We start from the raw sequence: 14,238 nt of genomic DNA on the forward strand, positions 1-14,238 counted from the left end.
CCCTGCACTCAGGGATTGTGTCAGGCAGGCCTCTGGGCAACACTCGCCGGCTTATTGGCGTAGGAGTTTTCCGTGAGACCTGTCGACACCCTGTACCTGCTGGGGCTGGCCGCTATCTGGGGCGCGAGCTTTCTGTTCATGCGCATCATCGCGCCGGAGATCGGTACGCTGCCGACTGCATTTTTTCGCGTGTCGATCGCCGCCGCCGGGCTGCTGGTGATGTTGGCCGCGATGCGCGTGAAATGGGATTTCCACGGCAAATTCTGGACTGTCCTGCTGCTGGGGGTGATCAATTCCGGGATCCCCGCAACGATGTACTCGGTGGCCGCCCAAGTCCTGCCGGCCGGCTATTCAGCGATTTTCAACGCCACTACGCCGCTGATGGGCGTATTGATTGGCGGGCTGTTTTTCAGCGAACGCCTGACCTTCTCGAAAATCGCCGGTGTGTGCCTGGGCCTGATGGGCGTGGCCGTGCTCACCCGCGCCGGGCCGATGGCATTCGACCTGCCCTTGCTGATGGGCGCCCTCGCCTGCCTGCTGGCCACCACTTGCTATGGTTTTGCCGGTTTCCTGGCACGCCGCTGGCTGGATCAACGCGGCGGCCTGGACAGCCGCCTCGCCGCCCTGGGCAGCATGCTCGGCGCTAGCTTGTTTCTGTTACCCCTTTTCGCCGTCAGCGCGGTGTATCAGCCTCCGGCCAGTTGGGGTGGCTGGCGGGTCTGGGTATCGTTGCTGGGCTTGGGGTTGGTGTGTACGGCGTTGGCCTACGTGCTGTACTTCCGCTTGCTGACGGCCATCGGTCCAGTGCGTTCGATGACCACCACGTTCCTGATCCCACCGTTCGGGGTGCTGTGGGGCGCGTTATTACTGGATGAACCCCTGTCGATGGCCCACCTGTATGGCGGGGTGTTGATTGCGGGCGCGTTGTGGCTGGTGCTGCGCGTAGGGAGGCGGGCCAAGACCTTGTAGCCAGGTTTCATGCGGGTTGCAGGGATGCTCGCTATAATGCCGCCCGTTTTTTTCAAGGATCTTCCCATGCTGACATTGCCCTGGCTGTACCTGGCACTGCTTTCCATCGGTTATGTAACAGCCCTGGCTTACGGCCAACTCGGCGCGCTGGCGGTGGTATCAGTCGCCCTGTTGTGGGTCGCCGGCTATGCCGTGCGCCGGCAACGCGCACCCTGGGCGCGCTACGTGGGCCATGGTTTGTTTATCGTAGTGGCGCTGGGCCTGGCGATGCACTGGCTGCCCGGTTTCTACAATGGTCGCGGGATCGACCCGCAGCGCTTCACCCCCGATGCGGTGCCGTTCTCGATGTACTTGAACCAGGACAAACCCCTCATCGGCTTCTGGCTGCTGCTGGCCTGCCCCTGGATCGTGGCCCGGCGTGCGTTGCGCCTGTCGATCTGCGTCACCGCCCTGGCCTTGACCCTGACCGCCATCGCGGCCCTGGGCGGCGCGGCCCTGCTCGGTGTCATCAGTTGGGCACCGAAATGGCCGGACCAGGCCTGGCTGTGGGTGCTCAATAACCTGCTGCTGGTCACGCTGGTGGAAGAAGCGCTGTTCCGTGGCTACATTCAAGGCGGCTTGAGCCAACGGTTCCAGCACCTGCCCTACGGCGATAACCTCGCACTGCTGCTGGCATCGCTGTTGTTCGGCCTGGTGCATGTGGGCGCGGGGTGGCACTGGGTGCTGCTGGCGAGCATCGCCGGGGTCGGCTACGGCCTGGCTTACCGGTTTGGCGGCCTGGGCGCGGCAATTGCCACGCATTTTGGCTTGAACCTGCTTCACTTCGGGTTGTTTACGTATCCGATGCTGGCCGGCTGATTGTTGCAAAAATAAGTTAAATAAACCTCCGTGCCGGTCGATACCCCCTGAAAGCCTTGCGGATTGAACAATCATGCGTAATAACCAACCCGTTACCCAGCGCGAACGTACCTTCCCCGCTCAGCAACGGTTGATCTCCACCACGGATGCCAAGGGCGTGATCACTTACTGTAACGACGCGTTTGTCGAAATCAGTGGGTTCAGCCGTGAAGAACTGCTGCGTGCCCCGCATAACCTGGTGCGTCACCCGGATGTCCCGGCGGCTGTATTCGCGCACATGTGGTCGACGCTCAAACAAGGCTTGCCATGGATGGGCATTGTCAAGAATCGCTGCAAGACCGGTGATCACTACTGGGTTAACGCCTATGTAACGCCGGTCTTCGATGGCAACCAGGTGATCGGCTACGAATCGGTGCGGGTCAAACCCACCGCCGAGCAGATCCGCCGGGCCGAAGCGCTCTATCAACGCATCAACCAGGGCAAGTCGGCGATCCCACGGCGCGACAAATGGCTGCCGGTGCTGCAGGACTGGCTGCCGTTTATCCTGGTAAGCCAGTTGAGCTTTATGATCGGTGCGTGGCTCAATTCCCATTGGGGCTTCGCCCTGGCCGCCGCACTGTCGGTGCCGTTGGGCCTGCTGGGGCTGAGCTGGCAACAGCGTGGCCTCAAGCGCCTGCTGCGCCTGGCCGAGCAGACCACCTCCGACCCGTTGATCGCGCAGATGTACACCGACAGCCGTGGCGCCCAGGCGCGCCTGGAGATGTCGATTCTCAGCCAGGAGGCGCGCTTGAGGACATGTCTGACGCGCTTGCAGGACACTGCCGAGCATCTCAACGACCAGGCGGCGCAATCCAACACCCTGGCGCACAACAGCTCCAGCAGCCTGGAACGCCAGCGTGTGGAAACCGAGCAGGTTGCCACCGCCGTCAACCAGATGGCCGCGACCACCCAGGAAGTCGCCAGCCATGTGCAACGTACTGCCGATGCCACGCAGGAAGCCAACCGCCTCACCGGTCGTGGCCGCGATATCGCCGGGGAAACCCGCGAGGCGATTCAGCGCTTGTCCACCGCCGTGGGCGAAACCGGCGTGACCGTGACCCAACTGGCCAAGGACAGCGACGAGATCGGTGGTGTGGTCGACGTGATCAAAGGCATTGCCGACCAGACCAACCTGCTGGCCCTGAACGCGGCCATCGAAGCGGCGCGCGCCGGGGAAATGGGTCGCGGCTTCGCGGTGGTGGCCGACGAGGTGCGTCAGCTGGCGCAACGCACCACCGAGTCCACCGGACAAATCCATGCGTTGATCGCCAAGCTGCAACAAACCGCCAGCGCGGCCGTGCAGACCATGGACGCCGGGCATCGCCAGGCCGAAGAAGGCGTGGCGCGGGTGATGGAAGCGGATCAGGCGCTGGTGGGTATCAGCGAGGCGGTGGCGCACATCACCGACATGACCAGCCAGATCGCCGCCGCGACCGAGGAGCAAAGCTCGGTGGCCGAAGAGATCAGCCGCAATATCAGCACGATTGCGCTGCTGGCCGATCAAACCTCGGAACAGGCACTGAACTCGGCGCAACTGAGTGAGGAGCTGACTCATACAGCTAACAGCCAGTATTCCTTGGTCGAGCGTTTCAACCGATAGACCGCTATCGGGGTGTAGAACCCTCCTGCATTTTGATTGTGAGTACATCAAGTGTGGGAGGGGGCTGCCCCCGATAAGCCTTAACAGGCACCGAGAAACCTGCCCACCTGCACCGCCGCAGCCTCCAGATGCTGCTCATGACTGAACCCGGAAGCCTTCAATGGCTTCAAGTCATGATCCCCCGCCACCAGCCACATCACCTCGATGCTCGGCGATAACGCATAACTCTCTACCGCGGCCCGATTGCCCAAGGCATCGCGCTCACCCTGCACGATCAACGTCGGCGTCTTCAGCTCGGCCAAATGTTCGACCCGGGGTTTCTGCGGTTTGCCTACCGCGTAGAACGGGTACCCCAGGCACACCAGTGCGTCGGCGCCCAGCTCGTCGGCCAACAGGCTGGCCATGCGCCCGCCCATGGACTTGCCGCCAACAGCCACGGCCCCAGCGACATGACGTCGCACCTCGGTGTACACCTCGCGCCAGGCCTGCAGCAATGTCGGCGCCGGGTTTGGCGGGCGTTTTCCACCGTCGATGCGACGCTGGGCCATATACGGAAATTCGAAGCGCAACACGCTCACGCCATGCCCGGCGAGGCGTGCAGCCATGTCGTTCATGAAGGGTGAGTCCATCGGAGCGCCGGCGCCGTGGGCCAGGATCAGCGTCACCGGCCGCCCCGCCGCCGTGTTCGAGGCGACATCCCAGAGCCAGCCGCGTTCCCGCACACACTGCGCCCATTGATCCCCGTCAATACTGGCCTTGTGCTCTTTGCCCATGCTTGCCTCGCTATTCAGTCTGCCTATAACTCCAGCCCAAGTGCCGCTCTGCTTGGGTTGAACCGTGGATGGGGAACCATGAACACTACTTTAAGTACCGCCTATAACTACAAGGTGGTCCGCCAATTCGCCATTATGACGGTGGTGTGGGGCATCGTCGGCATGGGGCTCGGGGTTTTTCTCGCTGCCCAATTGGTCTGGCCTGCGCTCAACTTCGACTTGCCCTGGACCAGCTTCGGCCGCCTGCGCCCGCTGCATACCAACGCGGTGATCTTCGCGTTCGGTGGCTGTGCGCTGTTCGCCAGCTCCTTCTACTCCGTGCAGCGTACCTGCCAGACCCAGCTGTTCGCGCCGAAAATCGCTGCGTTCTGCTTCTGGGGCTGGCAACTGGTGATTCTGCTGGCCGCGATCAGCTTGCCGCTGGGCTACACCAGTTCCAAGGAATACGCCGAGCTGGAATGGCCGATCGACATTCTGATCACCATCGTCTGGGTGGCTTACGCCATCGTGTTCTTCGGCACGGTGATGAAGCGCAACACCAAGCACATCTACGTCGGCAACTGGTTCTTCGGTGCGTTCATCATCACCGTGGCGATCCTGCATATCGTCAACAACCTGGAAATCCCGGTCAGCCTGACCAAGTCCTATTCACTGTACGGCGGTGCGACGGATGCCATGGTGCAATGGTGGTACGGGCACAACGCAGTAGGCTTTTTCCTCACCGCCGGTTTCCTCGGCATGATGTATTACTTTGTGCCCAAGCAAGCCGAGCGTCCGGTGTATTCCTATCGCCTGTCGATCGTGCACTTTTGGGCATTGATCACCCTGTATATCTGGGCCGGTCCGCACCACCTGCACTACACCGCGCTGCCGGACTGGGCACAGTCGCTGGGCATGGTGATGTCCCTGGTCCTGCTGGCGCCAAGCTGGGGCGGCATGATCAACGGCATGATGACCCTCTCGGGCGCCTGGCATAAGTTGCGCAGCGACCCGATCCTGCGCTTTTTGGTGGTGTCCCTGGCGTTCTACGGCATGTCGACCTTCGAAGGGCCGATGATGGCAATCAAGACCGTCAACTCGCTCTCCCACTACACCGACTGGACCATCGGCCACGTACACGCCGGCGCCCTCGGCTGGGTGGCGATGATCTCCATCGGCGCGCTGTATCACATGATCCCGAAAGTCTTCGGTCGCGAGCAGATGTACAGCCTTGGCCTGATCAACGCGCACTTCTGGCTGGCCACCATCGGCACCGTGCTCTACATCGCCTCGATGTGGGTCAACGGCATCGCCCAGGGCCTGATGTGGCGTGCGATCAACGACGATGGCACCTTGACCTACTCCTTCGTCGAAACCCTGGTGGCCAGCCACCCAGGCTTCATCGTGCGGCTGGTGGGCGGTGCGGTATTCCTCAGCGGCATGTTGCTGATGGCTTACAACACTTGGCGCACCGTGCGTTCGGCACAGCCTGCCGAAGTTGCCACCGCCGCGCAGATGGCCTGAGGAGTCGATGATGAAACACGAAACGATTGAAAAAAACGTCGGCCTGCTGATGCTGCTGATGGTGCTTGCCGTAAGCATCGGCGGCCTGACCCAGATCGTCCCGCTGTTCTTCCAGGACGTGACCAACAAGCCGGTCGAAGGCATGAAGCCCTACACCGCGCTGCAGCTGGAAGGCCGCGACATCTACATCCGCGAAGGCTGCGTGCAGTGCCACTCGCAGATGATCCGCCCGTTCCGCGCCGAGACCGAACGCTACGGCCACTACTCGGTGGCCGGTGAAAGCGTGTGGGACCACCCGTTCCTGTGGGGCTCCAAGCGCACCGGGCCGGACCTGGCACGCGTCGGCGCGCGCTACTCGGACGACTGGCACCGTGCGCACTTGTACAACCCGCGCAACGTGGTGCCTGAGTCGAAAATGCCGGCCTACCCGTGGCTTGTCACGGCCCAGGTCGACAGCAGCCACACCGAGACCAAGTTGAACGTAATGCGCACCCTCGGCGTGCCATACACCGACGACGACATCAAGGGTGCCGTGGCCAGCCTCAAGGGCAAGACCGAGATGGACGCACTGGTGTCGTACCTGCAAGTGCTCGGCACTGCCATCAAGAGCAAGAGGTGAGCCATGGGATTTGAATTCGATGCGGGCACCATCCGCGGCCTTGGCACGCTGGTCGTCGCCATCGCTTTTATCGGCCTGTCGCTGTGGGTGTTCAACAATCGGCGCAATGCGGAGTTCGAGCAGGCGCGCCTGCTGCCGTTCGCCGATGAGCCCACCGCCACCCCATCCGACGCTCAAGAAGAGCCTGCAATAAGGAGCACTCGGCCATGACCCTGTTCTGGAGTACATGGATCTGCGTACTGACCCTCGGCAGCCTGATCGGGCTGACCTGGCTGCTGATCGGCACCCGCAAGGGCGAGACCAAGGGCAGTGTCGACCAGACCATGGGCCACGCCTTCGATGGCATCGAGGAATACGACAACCCGCTGCCCCAGTGGTGGTTCATGCTGTTCGCCGGCACCCTGGTGTTCGCGGTCGGCTACCTGATCCTCTACCCGGGCCTGGGCAATTGGAAAGGCGTGCTGCCGGGCTATGAAGACGGCTGGACCTCGGCCAAGGAGTGGGAGAAGGAGATGGCCAAGGCCGACACCAGGTTCGGGCCGATCTTCGCCAAATTCGCAGCGATGCCCGTGGAAGAAGTGGCCAAAGACCCACAGGCGCTGAAAATGGGCGGCCGCCTGTTCGCCTCCAACTGCGCGGTGTGCCATGGCTCGGACGCCAAGGGCGCGTATGGCTTCCCGAACCTGGCCGACAACCTGTGGCGCTGGGGCGGTTCGGCCGAGGCGATCAAGGCCACCATCATGAATGGCCGCCACGCAGCAATGCCGGCCTGGGGTGAAGTGCTGGGCGAGGACGGGGTGAAAAACGTCGCGGCCTATGTGCGTCATGACCTGGCTAAGTTGCCGCTGCCGGCCGACAGCGCCGCCGATCTGGCCGCCGGCCAGGCCACCTTCAATACCACCTGCGTCGCCTGTCACGGCCCGCAAGGCCACGGTGTGGAAGCCATGGGCGCGCCTAACCTGACCGAGCCCGGCGGCTTTATCTACGGCACCAGCCTGGCGCAACTGCAGCAGACTATCCGTCACGGCCGCCAAGGCCAGATGCCCGCGCAGGAAACCCTGCAGGGCAATGACAAGGTGCATTTGCTGGCGGCTTACGTGTACAGCCTGTCCCACAACGCTGATGGCGCAAAGCCAGAAAGCCAGGCGCAATAAGCGCTGACGGCCGCCCCTCCCGGGGCGGCCCTTTTTTTACCGGCGGCGGTTCCTGACCGAGCCGCGTGACCAAGTGTCGCACCCCTCTCAGGCAAACCTTTCCCCTCCTCCCATTCGGGTCTACGCTTGCTTGCACAGTGGACCGATCCTGGTGTGCGCGACGAGCAGCGTTGCGACCCGCAAATTTTCCTGTCCACTCGATCAGCTTTCTATTTCGGATTTTGTCCTTACGCTAAACATGGAAAGGGCGCAGAATCTGGCGTGGAACGCATTGATACAGGTCAGCCATTGCGTTGCAATGACCCCTCGCTTTCTACATACTTGCGGCCGATTTTTACCTATAAAAAAACCTAAACCGTGGAACCTTAGAATGAGCACAGCAATCAGTCCGACTGCTTATAACTATAAGGTAGTCCGCCAGTTCGCCATCATGACGGTGGTCTGGGGGATCCTTGGCATGGGGCTCGGGGTGTTCATCGCCTCGCAACTGGTCTGGCCGGAATTGAATTTCGACCTGCCCTGGACGACCTTCGGTCGCCTGCGCCCGCTGCACACCAACCTGGTGATCTTCGCCTTCGGCGGATGTGCATTGTTTGCCACCTCCTACTATGTCGTGCAGCGAACCTGCCAGACGCGACTGATCTCCGATAGCCTCGCCGCCTTCACCTTCTGGGGTTGGCAAGCGGTCATCATCGGCGCCATCGTCACCTTACCGCTGGGTTACACCACCACCAAGGAATACGCCGAGCTGGAATGGCCGATCGCGATTTTGCTCGCCATCGTCTGGGTGACCTACGCAGTGGTGTTCTTCGGCACCATCGTCAAGCGCAAGACCAAGCATATCTATGTGGGCAACTGGTTCTACGGTGCCTTCATCCTGGTGACGGCGATGCTGCATATCGTCAACCACGCCTCGTTGCCGGTCAGCCTGTTCAAGTCCTACTCGGCCTACGCCGGTGCAACGGACGCGATGATCCAGTGGTGGTACGGCCACAATGCCGTAGGTTTCTTCCTGACCACCGGGTTCCTGGGGATGATGTACTACTTCGTGCCCAAACAGGCCGAACGCCCCATCTACTCCTATCGCCTGTCCATCGTGCACTTCTGGGCGCTGATCACCCTGTACATCTGGGCCGGCCCTCACCACCTGCACTACACCGCGCTGCCGGACTGGGCGCAGTCCCTGGGCATGGCCATGTCGATCATCCTGCTGGCGCCAAGCTGGGGCGGCATGATCAACGGCATGATGACCCTCTCGGGCGCCTGGCATAAGTTGCGCACCGATCCGATCCTGCGCTTTTTGGTGGTGTCGCTGGCGTTCTACGGCATGTCGACCTTCGAAGGGCCGATGATGGCGATCAAGACTGTCAACTCGCTCTCCCACTACACCGACTGGACCATCGGCCACGTACACGCCGGCGCCCTCGGCTGGGTGGCGATGATCTCCATCGGCGCGCTGTACCACATGATCCCCAAACTGTTCGGCCGCGTGCAGATGCACAGCGTCGGGCTGATCAATACGCACTTCTGGCTCGCCACCATCGGCACGGTGCTTTACATCGCTTCGATGTGGGTCAACGGCATCACCCAGGGCTTGATGTGGCGTGCGATCAACGATGACGGCACCCTCACCTACTCCTTCGTCGAAGCGCTGCAAGCCAGCCATCCGGGTTACATCGTCCGTGCCCTGGGCGGCGCGTTCTTTGCTACCGGCATGCTGTTCATGGCCTATAACGTCTGGCGCACCGTGCGTGCCTCCGACCCGGCCGAAGCCGAAGCCGCCGCCAAGATCGCCGTTGTGGGAGCCCACTGATGAAGCATGAAGTCGTCGAGAAGAATATCGGCCTGCTGGCCTTCTTCATGGTCATCGCCGTGAGTATCGGTGGGTTGACCCAAATCGTTCCGCTGTTCTTCCAGGACGTGACCAACAAACCGGTCGAAGGCATGAAGCCGCGCACCGCCCTAGAACTGGAAGGCCGCGACGTCTATATCGCCAACGGCTGCGTGGGCTGCCACTCGCAGATGATCCGCCCGTTCCGCGCCGAAACCGAACGCTACGGCCACTACTCGGTGGCCGGTGAAAGCGTGTGGGACCATCCGTTCCTGTGGGGTTCCAAGCGCACCGGCCCGGACCTGGCCCGTGTCGGCGGGCGTTACTCCGATGACTGGCACCGTGCGCACTTGTACAACCCGCGCAACGTAGTGCCTGAGTCGAAAATGCCGGCGTACCCGTTCCTCGTGGAAAACAAGCTCGACGGCAAGGACACCGCGAAGAAGATGGAAGTCCTGCGCACCCTGGGCGTGCCCTACACCGACGAAGACATCGCCGGTGCAGCCGCTGCGGTGAAGGGCAAGACCGAAATGGACGCATTGGTGGCCTACCTGCAGGGCCTGGGCACCATCATCAAAAGCAAACGGTGATTCTTCATGGATATCGGGATGATTCGTGGCCTGGGCACCGTTGTGGTGATGGTGGCCTTTATCGGCCTGGCGCTGTGGGTGTTCAGCCCCAAGCGCAAGTCGGAGTTTGACGACGCAACCATGCTGCCCTTTGCGGATGACCCCGAAGCCATCAAGCACGTCGAGCAAGCTTCTAGGAGTAACAAAGAATGACTACGTTCTGGAGTCTGTACGTCACAGTCCTCAGTCTGGGTACCATCTTCGCCCTGACCTGGCTGCTGCTGTCGACCCGCAAGGGCCAGCGCGCCGAGCAAACCGACGAAACCGTCGGCCACTCGTTCGATGGCATCGAGGAGTACGACAACCCGCTGCCCAAGTGGTGGTTCATGCTGTTCGTCGGCACCATCGTCTTTGCCCTCGGTTACCTGGTGCTTTACCCGGGCCTGGGCAACTGGAAAGGCCTGCTGCCGGGCTACAACTACCTCGACAACGACAAACAAACCCCTTTCGCCAACGGCCAGACCGGCTGGACCGGCGTACACGAATGGGAAAAGGAAATGGCCAGGTCGGATGCCAAGTTCGGGCCGATCTTCGCCAAATTCGCGTCGATGCCGATTGAAGAAGTCGCCAAAGACCCGCAAGCACTGAAAATGGGCGGCCGCCTGTTTGCCTCTAACTGCTCGGTGTGCCACGGCTCCGACGCCAAAGGCGCCTATGGCTTCCCCAACCTGACCGACGCCGACTGGCGCTGGGGCGGCGAACCCAACACCATCAAGGAAACCATCCTCAAAGGCCGCCACGCGGTGATGCCAGGCTGGGCCGAAGTGATCGGCGAACAAGGCGTGGCCGATGTGGCCGGCTTTGTGGTGACCAAACTCGACGGGCGCAAATTGCCTGAAGGCGCCAAGGCCGACGTGGCCAACGGTGAAAAACTCTTCGCCGCCAACTGCGTGGCCTGCCACGGCCCTGCCGGCAAAGGCACCCCCGCCATGGGCGCGCCCGACCTGACTCATCCCGGCGCGTTCATCTACGGTTCGAGCTTCGCTCAGTTGCAGCAAACCATCCGCTACGGCCGCCAGGGCCAGATGCCTGCGCAGGAGCAACTGCAGGGCAACGACAAGGTGCACTTGCTCGCGGCGTATGTTTACAGCTTGTCACAGAAGCAGGATTAGAACTCAAGCCGCAAGCGACACGAGAAAAGCCCCGTACAGCGAACGCTGGCGGGGCTTTTCTCGTTCAAGATGCAGCGATAACTCAAACGTCGCTCTACCGCTTGTGGCTTGCCGCTGGAAGCTTGCTACCGCAAAGTAGTAACGTAACTACATTCATCCCGACAAGTGGGAGGCCCCCATGACCATCACGACCATTTCCAGCCGCGAATTCAACCAAGACACAAGTGGTGCCAAAAAAGCCACCCGCCAAGGGCCGGTTTTTATCACCGATCGCGGCAAGCCTGCCCATGTACTGCTAAGCATTGAGGACTATCAAAAACTGACAGGGCTCAATGCCGACATCGTTGACCTGTTGGTGATGCCGGAAGCGGCAGAGATCGACTTCGAAACCGAACGTGCCGTGATCACTCATCGACCCGTGGACCTCTCTTGATGTATCTACTCGACACCAACGTCATTTCTGAACTTCGTAAACCCCAGGCTGATGCAAACGTGGTCGCCTGGGCCAAAAGTGTCATTGCTCCGCGTCTGTTTATTTCGGCAATCACCTTGAAAGAATTGGAAACCGGGGTCTTGCGTATGGAGCGGCGAGACCCGGCTCAGGGGAAAGTGTTGCGAACCTGGCTCAAGCGTCATGTGATACCCGCTTTCGATGCCAGAATTCTGCCGGTGGATGCAGCCGTCGCGCTGCGTTGTGCGCACCTGCATGTGCCGGACCAAGCGAACGAAAGCGATGCATTGATTGCCGCGACCGCTCTGGTCCATGGGCTCACAGTTGTCACGCGCAACGTCAGCGATTTCAAATCCAGCGGCGTTCCACTGATCAATCCGTGGGACGAATGACCGCGTAACCGATAGGAACCGTCCATACTTCCCAAGTCAATTGATCCAGATCACGTACACCATCAATTGATTTCCCCCAACGCGACCAAAGGTCGCACCCTTGACGTACCATCGGGGGCGTATCATTACGCTACTGCAACACCCCTAATTTGACCGCGGTTGGCACGTACTGGCCGAGGCAAATCTCCACCGCCGTGGGATGCAATGATGAGCGACCAAATACCGGTACATGACGTTACCCCGCCTGCCAAACATTCGAGCCAGACGGTCGATCTCTACGCCGCGCGCGAGAAAATCTACACCCGCGCCTTCACCGGCCTGTTCCGTAATCTGCGTATGCTCGGCGGTGCCGGACTGTTCCTGCTGTACTTCGGCACAGTGTGGCTGAACTGGGGCGGTCACCAGGCCGTATGGTGGAACCTGCCGGAACGTAAGTTCTTTATTTTTGGTGCCACGTTCTGGCCCCAGGATTTCATCCTGCTGTCGGGCATCCTGATCGTCGCCGCGTTCGGCCTGTTCTTTATCACCGTGTACGCCGGGCGTGTGTGGTGCGGCTATACCTGCCCGCAAAGCGTGTGGACGTGGATCTTCATGTGGTGCGAAAAAGTCACCGAAGGCGACCGCAACCAGCGCATCAAGCTCGACAAAGCGCCGATGAGCGCCAACAAATTCCTGCGCAAGTTCAGCAAGCACAGCCTGTGGCTGATCATCGGTTTCGTCACCGGCATGACCTTCGTGGGTTACTTCTCGCCGATCCGCGAACTGGTATTCGACTTCTTCACCGGCCAGGCTGATGGCTGGTCGTATTTCTGGGTGGGCTTCTTCACCCTGGCCACCTATGGCAATGCCGGCTGGCTGCGCGAGCAGGTGTGCATCTACATGTGCCCGTATGCGCGGTTCCAGAGCGTGATGTTCGACAAGGACACCCTGATCGTCTCCTACGACCCGCGCCGTGGCGAACTGCGTGGGCCGCGTAAAAAGGGTGCGGACTACAAGGCCCAGGGCCTGGGCGACTGCATCGACTGCACCATGTGCGTCCAGGTCTGCCCGACCGGCATCGACATCCGTGACGGGCTGCAGATCGAATGCATCGGCTGCGCGGCGTGCATCGACGCCTGCGACAACATCATGGACAAGATGGAATACCCGCGCGGCCTGATCAGCTACACCACCGAACATAACCTGTCCGGTCAGAAGACCCACAAGCTGCGCCCTCGCCTGATCGGCTACGCACTGGTATTGCTGGCGATGATCAGCCTGCTGGTCACAGCGTTCTTCATGCGCTCGCTGGTGGGCTTCGACGTCAGCAAGGACCGCGTACTGTTTCGCGAAAACGCCGAAGGTCGCATCGAAAACGTCTACAGCCTGAAAATCATGAACAAAGACCAGCGCGACCATACCTACGTGCTCGATGCCGACGGCCTGCCGGACCTCAAGCTGCAGGGCCGACGCGAAATCAAGGTGGCCGCCGGGGATATCGTGAGCATGCCGGTGGAACTGTCGAGTGCGCCGGAACAGGTGCCGTCGAGCACCAACGAGGTGACGTTCATCCTCAAGGATGCCGATGACCCGAGCATTCACGTCGAAGCCAAGAGCCGATTCATCGGCCCCCAGGTTCGTTAACCAATACGCCGTTAGACAGAGAGCAGAACAATGCCCGCAGCCACTGCCGCAAGCCCTTGGTACAAGCACCTCTGGCCCTGGATCATCATCGGGATCCTCGCCTGCTCGGTGACCTTGACCTTGTCCATGGTGACGATCGCGGTGAACAACCCGGACAACCTGGTCAACGACAACTATTACGAGGCCGGCAAAGGCATCAATCGTTCGCTGGACCGCGAACGGCTGGCCCAGACCCTGCAACTGCGCGCCAAGCTGCATCTGGACGAACTGACCGGTGAGGTCGAGCTGAACCTCATCGGCTACAGCAACCCCAACACCCTGCAGTTGAGCCTGATTTCGCCGACCCAGCCGGAGAAAGACCGCAAGATCAACCTGACCCGCAGCGACAGCGAACCGGGCCGTTACCTGGGCCAGGTCACCGACAAGGTCGAAGGCCGCCGCTTCGTGGAATTACTCGGCACCGAGGGTGACCGGACCTGGCGCTTGTTTGAGGAGGAAGAGGTCAGCCACGACAAGGATTTGCTGTTGGGTGATGAGCCGTTGCAGGGCGCCGAAGACCTGAAGAAGTAACTTGATTGATCGTTCCCACGCTCCGTGTGGGAATGCAGCCCGTGACGCTCAGCGTCACAAAAGCGGACGCGGAGCGTCCAGCGAGGCGTTCCTACGCAAAGCGTGGGAACGATCT

Annotated in this window: 16 protein-coding genes; 15 read left to right on the forward strand and 1 reads right to left on the reverse strand. The window is 61.1% G+C overall.

Translation table 11 applies throughout. From position 1 onward, the window contains the following. Positions 1-72 precede the first annotated feature (72 nt). From PSH94_RS18345 to PSH94_RS18355, 3 genes are all read left to right on the forward strand, one after another. Positions 73-969, forward strand: a complete 897-nt coding sequence (locus tag PSH94_RS18345; RefSeq protein ID WP_181076044.1) for a DMT family transporter — start codon at positions 73-75, stop codon at positions 967-969. A gap of 66 nt (positions 970-1,035) precedes the next feature. Beyond that, complete coding sequence (locus tag PSH94_RS18350; RefSeq protein WP_253508859.1) at positions 1,036-1,827, forward strand: CPBP family intramembrane glutamic endopeptidase; 792 nt, start codon at positions 1,036-1,038, stop codon at positions 1,825-1,827. Positions 1,828-1,900: 73 nt separating this feature from the next. Continuing rightward, positions 1,901-3,466, forward strand: coding sequence for a PAS domain-containing methyl-accepting chemotaxis protein (locus tag PSH94_RS18355; protein ID WP_181076047.1), 1,566 nt, complete (start codon positions 1,901-1,903; stop codon positions 3,464-3,466). An 80-nt stretch (positions 3,467-3,546) separates the two neighbouring features. Here the strand turns inward: PSH94_RS18355 and PSH94_RS18360 are convergent, their stop codons facing one another. Further along, the gene (locus tag PSH94_RS18360) at positions 3,547-4,239 is read right to left on the reverse strand and encodes an alpha/beta family hydrolase (protein WP_285427989.1); all 693 of its coding nucleotides are present in this window, start codon (positions 4,237-4,239) and stop codon (positions 3,547-3,549) included. A gap of 78 nt (positions 4,240-4,317) precedes the next feature. Here PSH94_RS18360 and ccoN (PSH94_RS18365) point away from each other — a divergent pair, with 78 nt between their 5' ends. The 12 genes from ccoN (PSH94_RS18365) to PSH94_RS18420 all read left to right on the forward strand — a co-directional run bounded on the left by ccoN (PSH94_RS18365) (position 4,318) and on the right by PSH94_RS18420 (position 14,123). Next, a complete protein-coding gene (ccoN, locus tag PSH94_RS18365) occupies positions 4,318-5,742 on the forward strand; it encodes a cytochrome-c oxidase, cbb3-type subunit I (protein ID WP_181076051.1) in 1,425 nt (474 codons plus the stop codon). Between the two features lie 10 nt (positions 5,743-5,752). Beyond that, positions 5,753-6,361 (forward strand): cytochrome-c oxidase, cbb3-type subunit II, encoded by a 609-nt coding sequence (ccoO, locus tag PSH94_RS18370; RefSeq protein WP_181076053.1) that lies wholly within the window; start codon positions 5,753-5,755, stop codon positions 6,359-6,361. A 3-nt stretch (positions 6,362-6,364) separates the two neighbouring features. Beyond that, entirely contained in the window at positions 6,365-6,571 is a 207-nt protein-coding gene (locus PSH94_RS18375) for a cbb3-type cytochrome c oxidase subunit 3 (protein ID WP_003175459.1), read from the forward strand. Next, the gene (gene ccoP, locus PSH94_RS18380; RefSeq protein WP_181076055.1) at positions 6,568-7,515 is read left to right on the forward strand and encodes a cytochrome-c oxidase, cbb3-type subunit III; all 948 of its coding nucleotides are present in this window, start codon (positions 6,568-6,570) and stop codon (positions 7,513-7,515) included. The genes PSH94_RS18375 and ccoP (PSH94_RS18380) overlap by 4 nt, the downstream gene beginning before the upstream one ends. 370 nt (positions 7,516-7,885) lie before the next feature. After that, positions 7,886-9,328, forward strand: coding sequence for a cytochrome-c oxidase, cbb3-type subunit I (ccoN, locus tag PSH94_RS18385; RefSeq protein ID WP_181076057.1), 1,443 nt, complete (start codon positions 7,886-7,888; stop codon positions 9,326-9,328). Continuing rightward, positions 9,328-9,936 (forward strand): cytochrome-c oxidase, cbb3-type subunit II, encoded by a 609-nt coding sequence (gene ccoO, locus PSH94_RS18390; RefSeq protein ID WP_181076059.1) that lies wholly within the window; start codon positions 9,328-9,330, stop codon positions 9,934-9,936. The genes ccoN (PSH94_RS18385) and ccoO (PSH94_RS18390) overlap by 1 nt, the downstream gene beginning before the upstream one ends. A 6-nt stretch (positions 9,937-9,942) precedes the next feature. Beyond that, the gene (locus PSH94_RS18395) at positions 9,943-10,128 is read left to right on the forward strand and encodes a CcoQ/FixQ family Cbb3-type cytochrome c oxidase assembly chaperone (protein ID WP_016775513.1); all 186 of its coding nucleotides are present in this window, start codon (positions 9,943-9,945) and stop codon (positions 10,126-10,128) included. Then, positions 10,125-11,087 (forward strand): cytochrome-c oxidase, cbb3-type subunit III, encoded by a 963-nt coding sequence (gene ccoP / locus PSH94_RS18400; protein ID WP_181076061.1) that lies wholly within the window; start codon positions 10,125-10,127, stop codon positions 11,085-11,087. Before PSH94_RS18395 ends, ccoP (PSH94_RS18400) begins: the two co-directional genes overlap by 4 nt. 178 nt (positions 11,088-11,265) lie before the next feature. After that, positions 11,266-11,520 (forward strand): type II toxin-antitoxin system Phd/YefM family antitoxin, encoded by a 255-nt coding sequence (locus tag PSH94_RS18405; RefSeq protein WP_181076063.1) that lies wholly within the window; start codon positions 11,266-11,268, stop codon positions 11,518-11,520. Beyond that, positions 11,520-11,930 (forward strand): type II toxin-antitoxin system VapC family toxin, encoded by a 411-nt coding sequence (locus PSH94_RS18410; protein WP_181076065.1) that lies wholly within the window; start codon positions 11,520-11,522, stop codon positions 11,928-11,930. Before PSH94_RS18405 ends, PSH94_RS18410 begins: the two co-directional genes overlap by 1 nt. A 207-nt stretch (positions 11,931-12,137) precedes the next feature. Continuing rightward, entirely contained in the window at positions 12,138-13,553 is a 1,416-nt protein-coding gene (ccoG, locus tag PSH94_RS18415) for a cytochrome c oxidase accessory protein CcoG (protein WP_181076067.1), read from the forward strand. A 30-nt stretch (positions 13,554-13,583) separates the two neighbouring features. Next, positions 13,584-14,123 carry a FixH family protein gene (locus PSH94_RS18420; protein ID WP_181076069.1) on the forward strand — a complete coding sequence of 180 codons (540 nt, stop codon included), beginning with the start codon at positions 13,584-13,586 and terminating at the stop codon, positions 14,121-14,123. Positions 14,124-14,238: the final 115 nt, after the last annotated feature.

It is taken from the genome of Pseudomonas sp. FP2254, from assembly GCF_030687695.1.
GTDB classification, from domain to species: Bacteria; Pseudomonadota; Gammaproteobacteria; order Pseudomonadales; family Pseudomonadaceae; genus Aquipseudomonas; species Aquipseudomonas quebecensis.

Bases quoted from the DNA above. Each gene is read 5' to 3' on its own strand.
- PSH94_RS18405 (WP_181076063.1), top strand. From the start codon at position 11,266: ATGACCATCACGACCATTTCCAGCCGCGAATTCAACCAAGACACAAGT.
- ccoG (WP_181076067.1), top strand. From the start codon at position 12,138: ATGAGCGACCAAATACCGGTACATGACGTTACCCCGCCTGCCAAACAT.
- ccoO (WP_181076059.1), top strand. From the start codon at position 9,328: ATGAAGCATGAAGTCGTCGAGAAGAATATCGGCCTGCTGGCCTTCTTC.
- PSH94_RS18375 (WP_003175459.1), top strand. From the start codon at position 6,365: ATGGGATTTGAATTCGATGCGGGCACCATCCGCGGCCTTGGCACGCTG.
- PSH94_RS18395 (WP_016775513.1), top strand. From the start codon at position 9,943: ATGGATATCGGGATGATTCGTGGCCTGGGCACCGTTGTGGTGATGGTG.
- ccoP (WP_181076055.1), top strand. From the start codon at position 6,568: ATGACCCTGTTCTGGAGTACATGGATCTGCGTACTGACCCTCGGCAGC.
- PSH94_RS18420 (WP_181076069.1), top strand. From the start codon at position 13,584: ATGCCCGCAGCCACTGCCGCAAGCCCTTGGTACAAGCACCTCTGGCCC.
- PSH94_RS18360 (WP_285427989.1), bottom strand. From the start codon at position 4,239: ATGGGCAAAGAGCACAAGGCCAGTATTGACGGGGATCAATGGGCGCAG.
- ccoN (WP_181076051.1), top strand. From the start codon at position 4,318: ATGAACACTACTTTAAGTACCGCCTATAACTACAAGGTGGTCCGCCAA.
- PSH94_RS18350 (WP_253508859.1), top strand. From the start codon at position 1,036: ATGCTGACATTGCCCTGGCTGTACCTGGCACTGCTTTCCATCGGTTAT.
- PSH94_RS18410 (WP_181076065.1), top strand. From the start codon at position 11,520: ATGTATCTACTCGACACCAACGTCATTTCTGAACTTCGTAAACCCCAG.
- ccoO (WP_181076053.1), top strand. From the start codon at position 5,753: ATGAAACACGAAACGATTGAAAAAAACGTCGGCCTGCTGATGCTGCTG.
- ccoN (WP_181076057.1), top strand. From the start codon at position 7,886: ATGAGCACAGCAATCAGTCCGACTGCTTATAACTATAAGGTAGTCCGC.
- PSH94_RS18355 (WP_181076047.1), top strand. From the start codon at position 1,901: ATGCGTAATAACCAACCCGTTACCCAGCGCGAACGTACCTTCCCCGCT.
- ccoP (WP_181076061.1), top strand. From the start codon at position 10,125: ATGACTACGTTCTGGAGTCTGTACGTCACAGTCCTCAGTCTGGGTACC.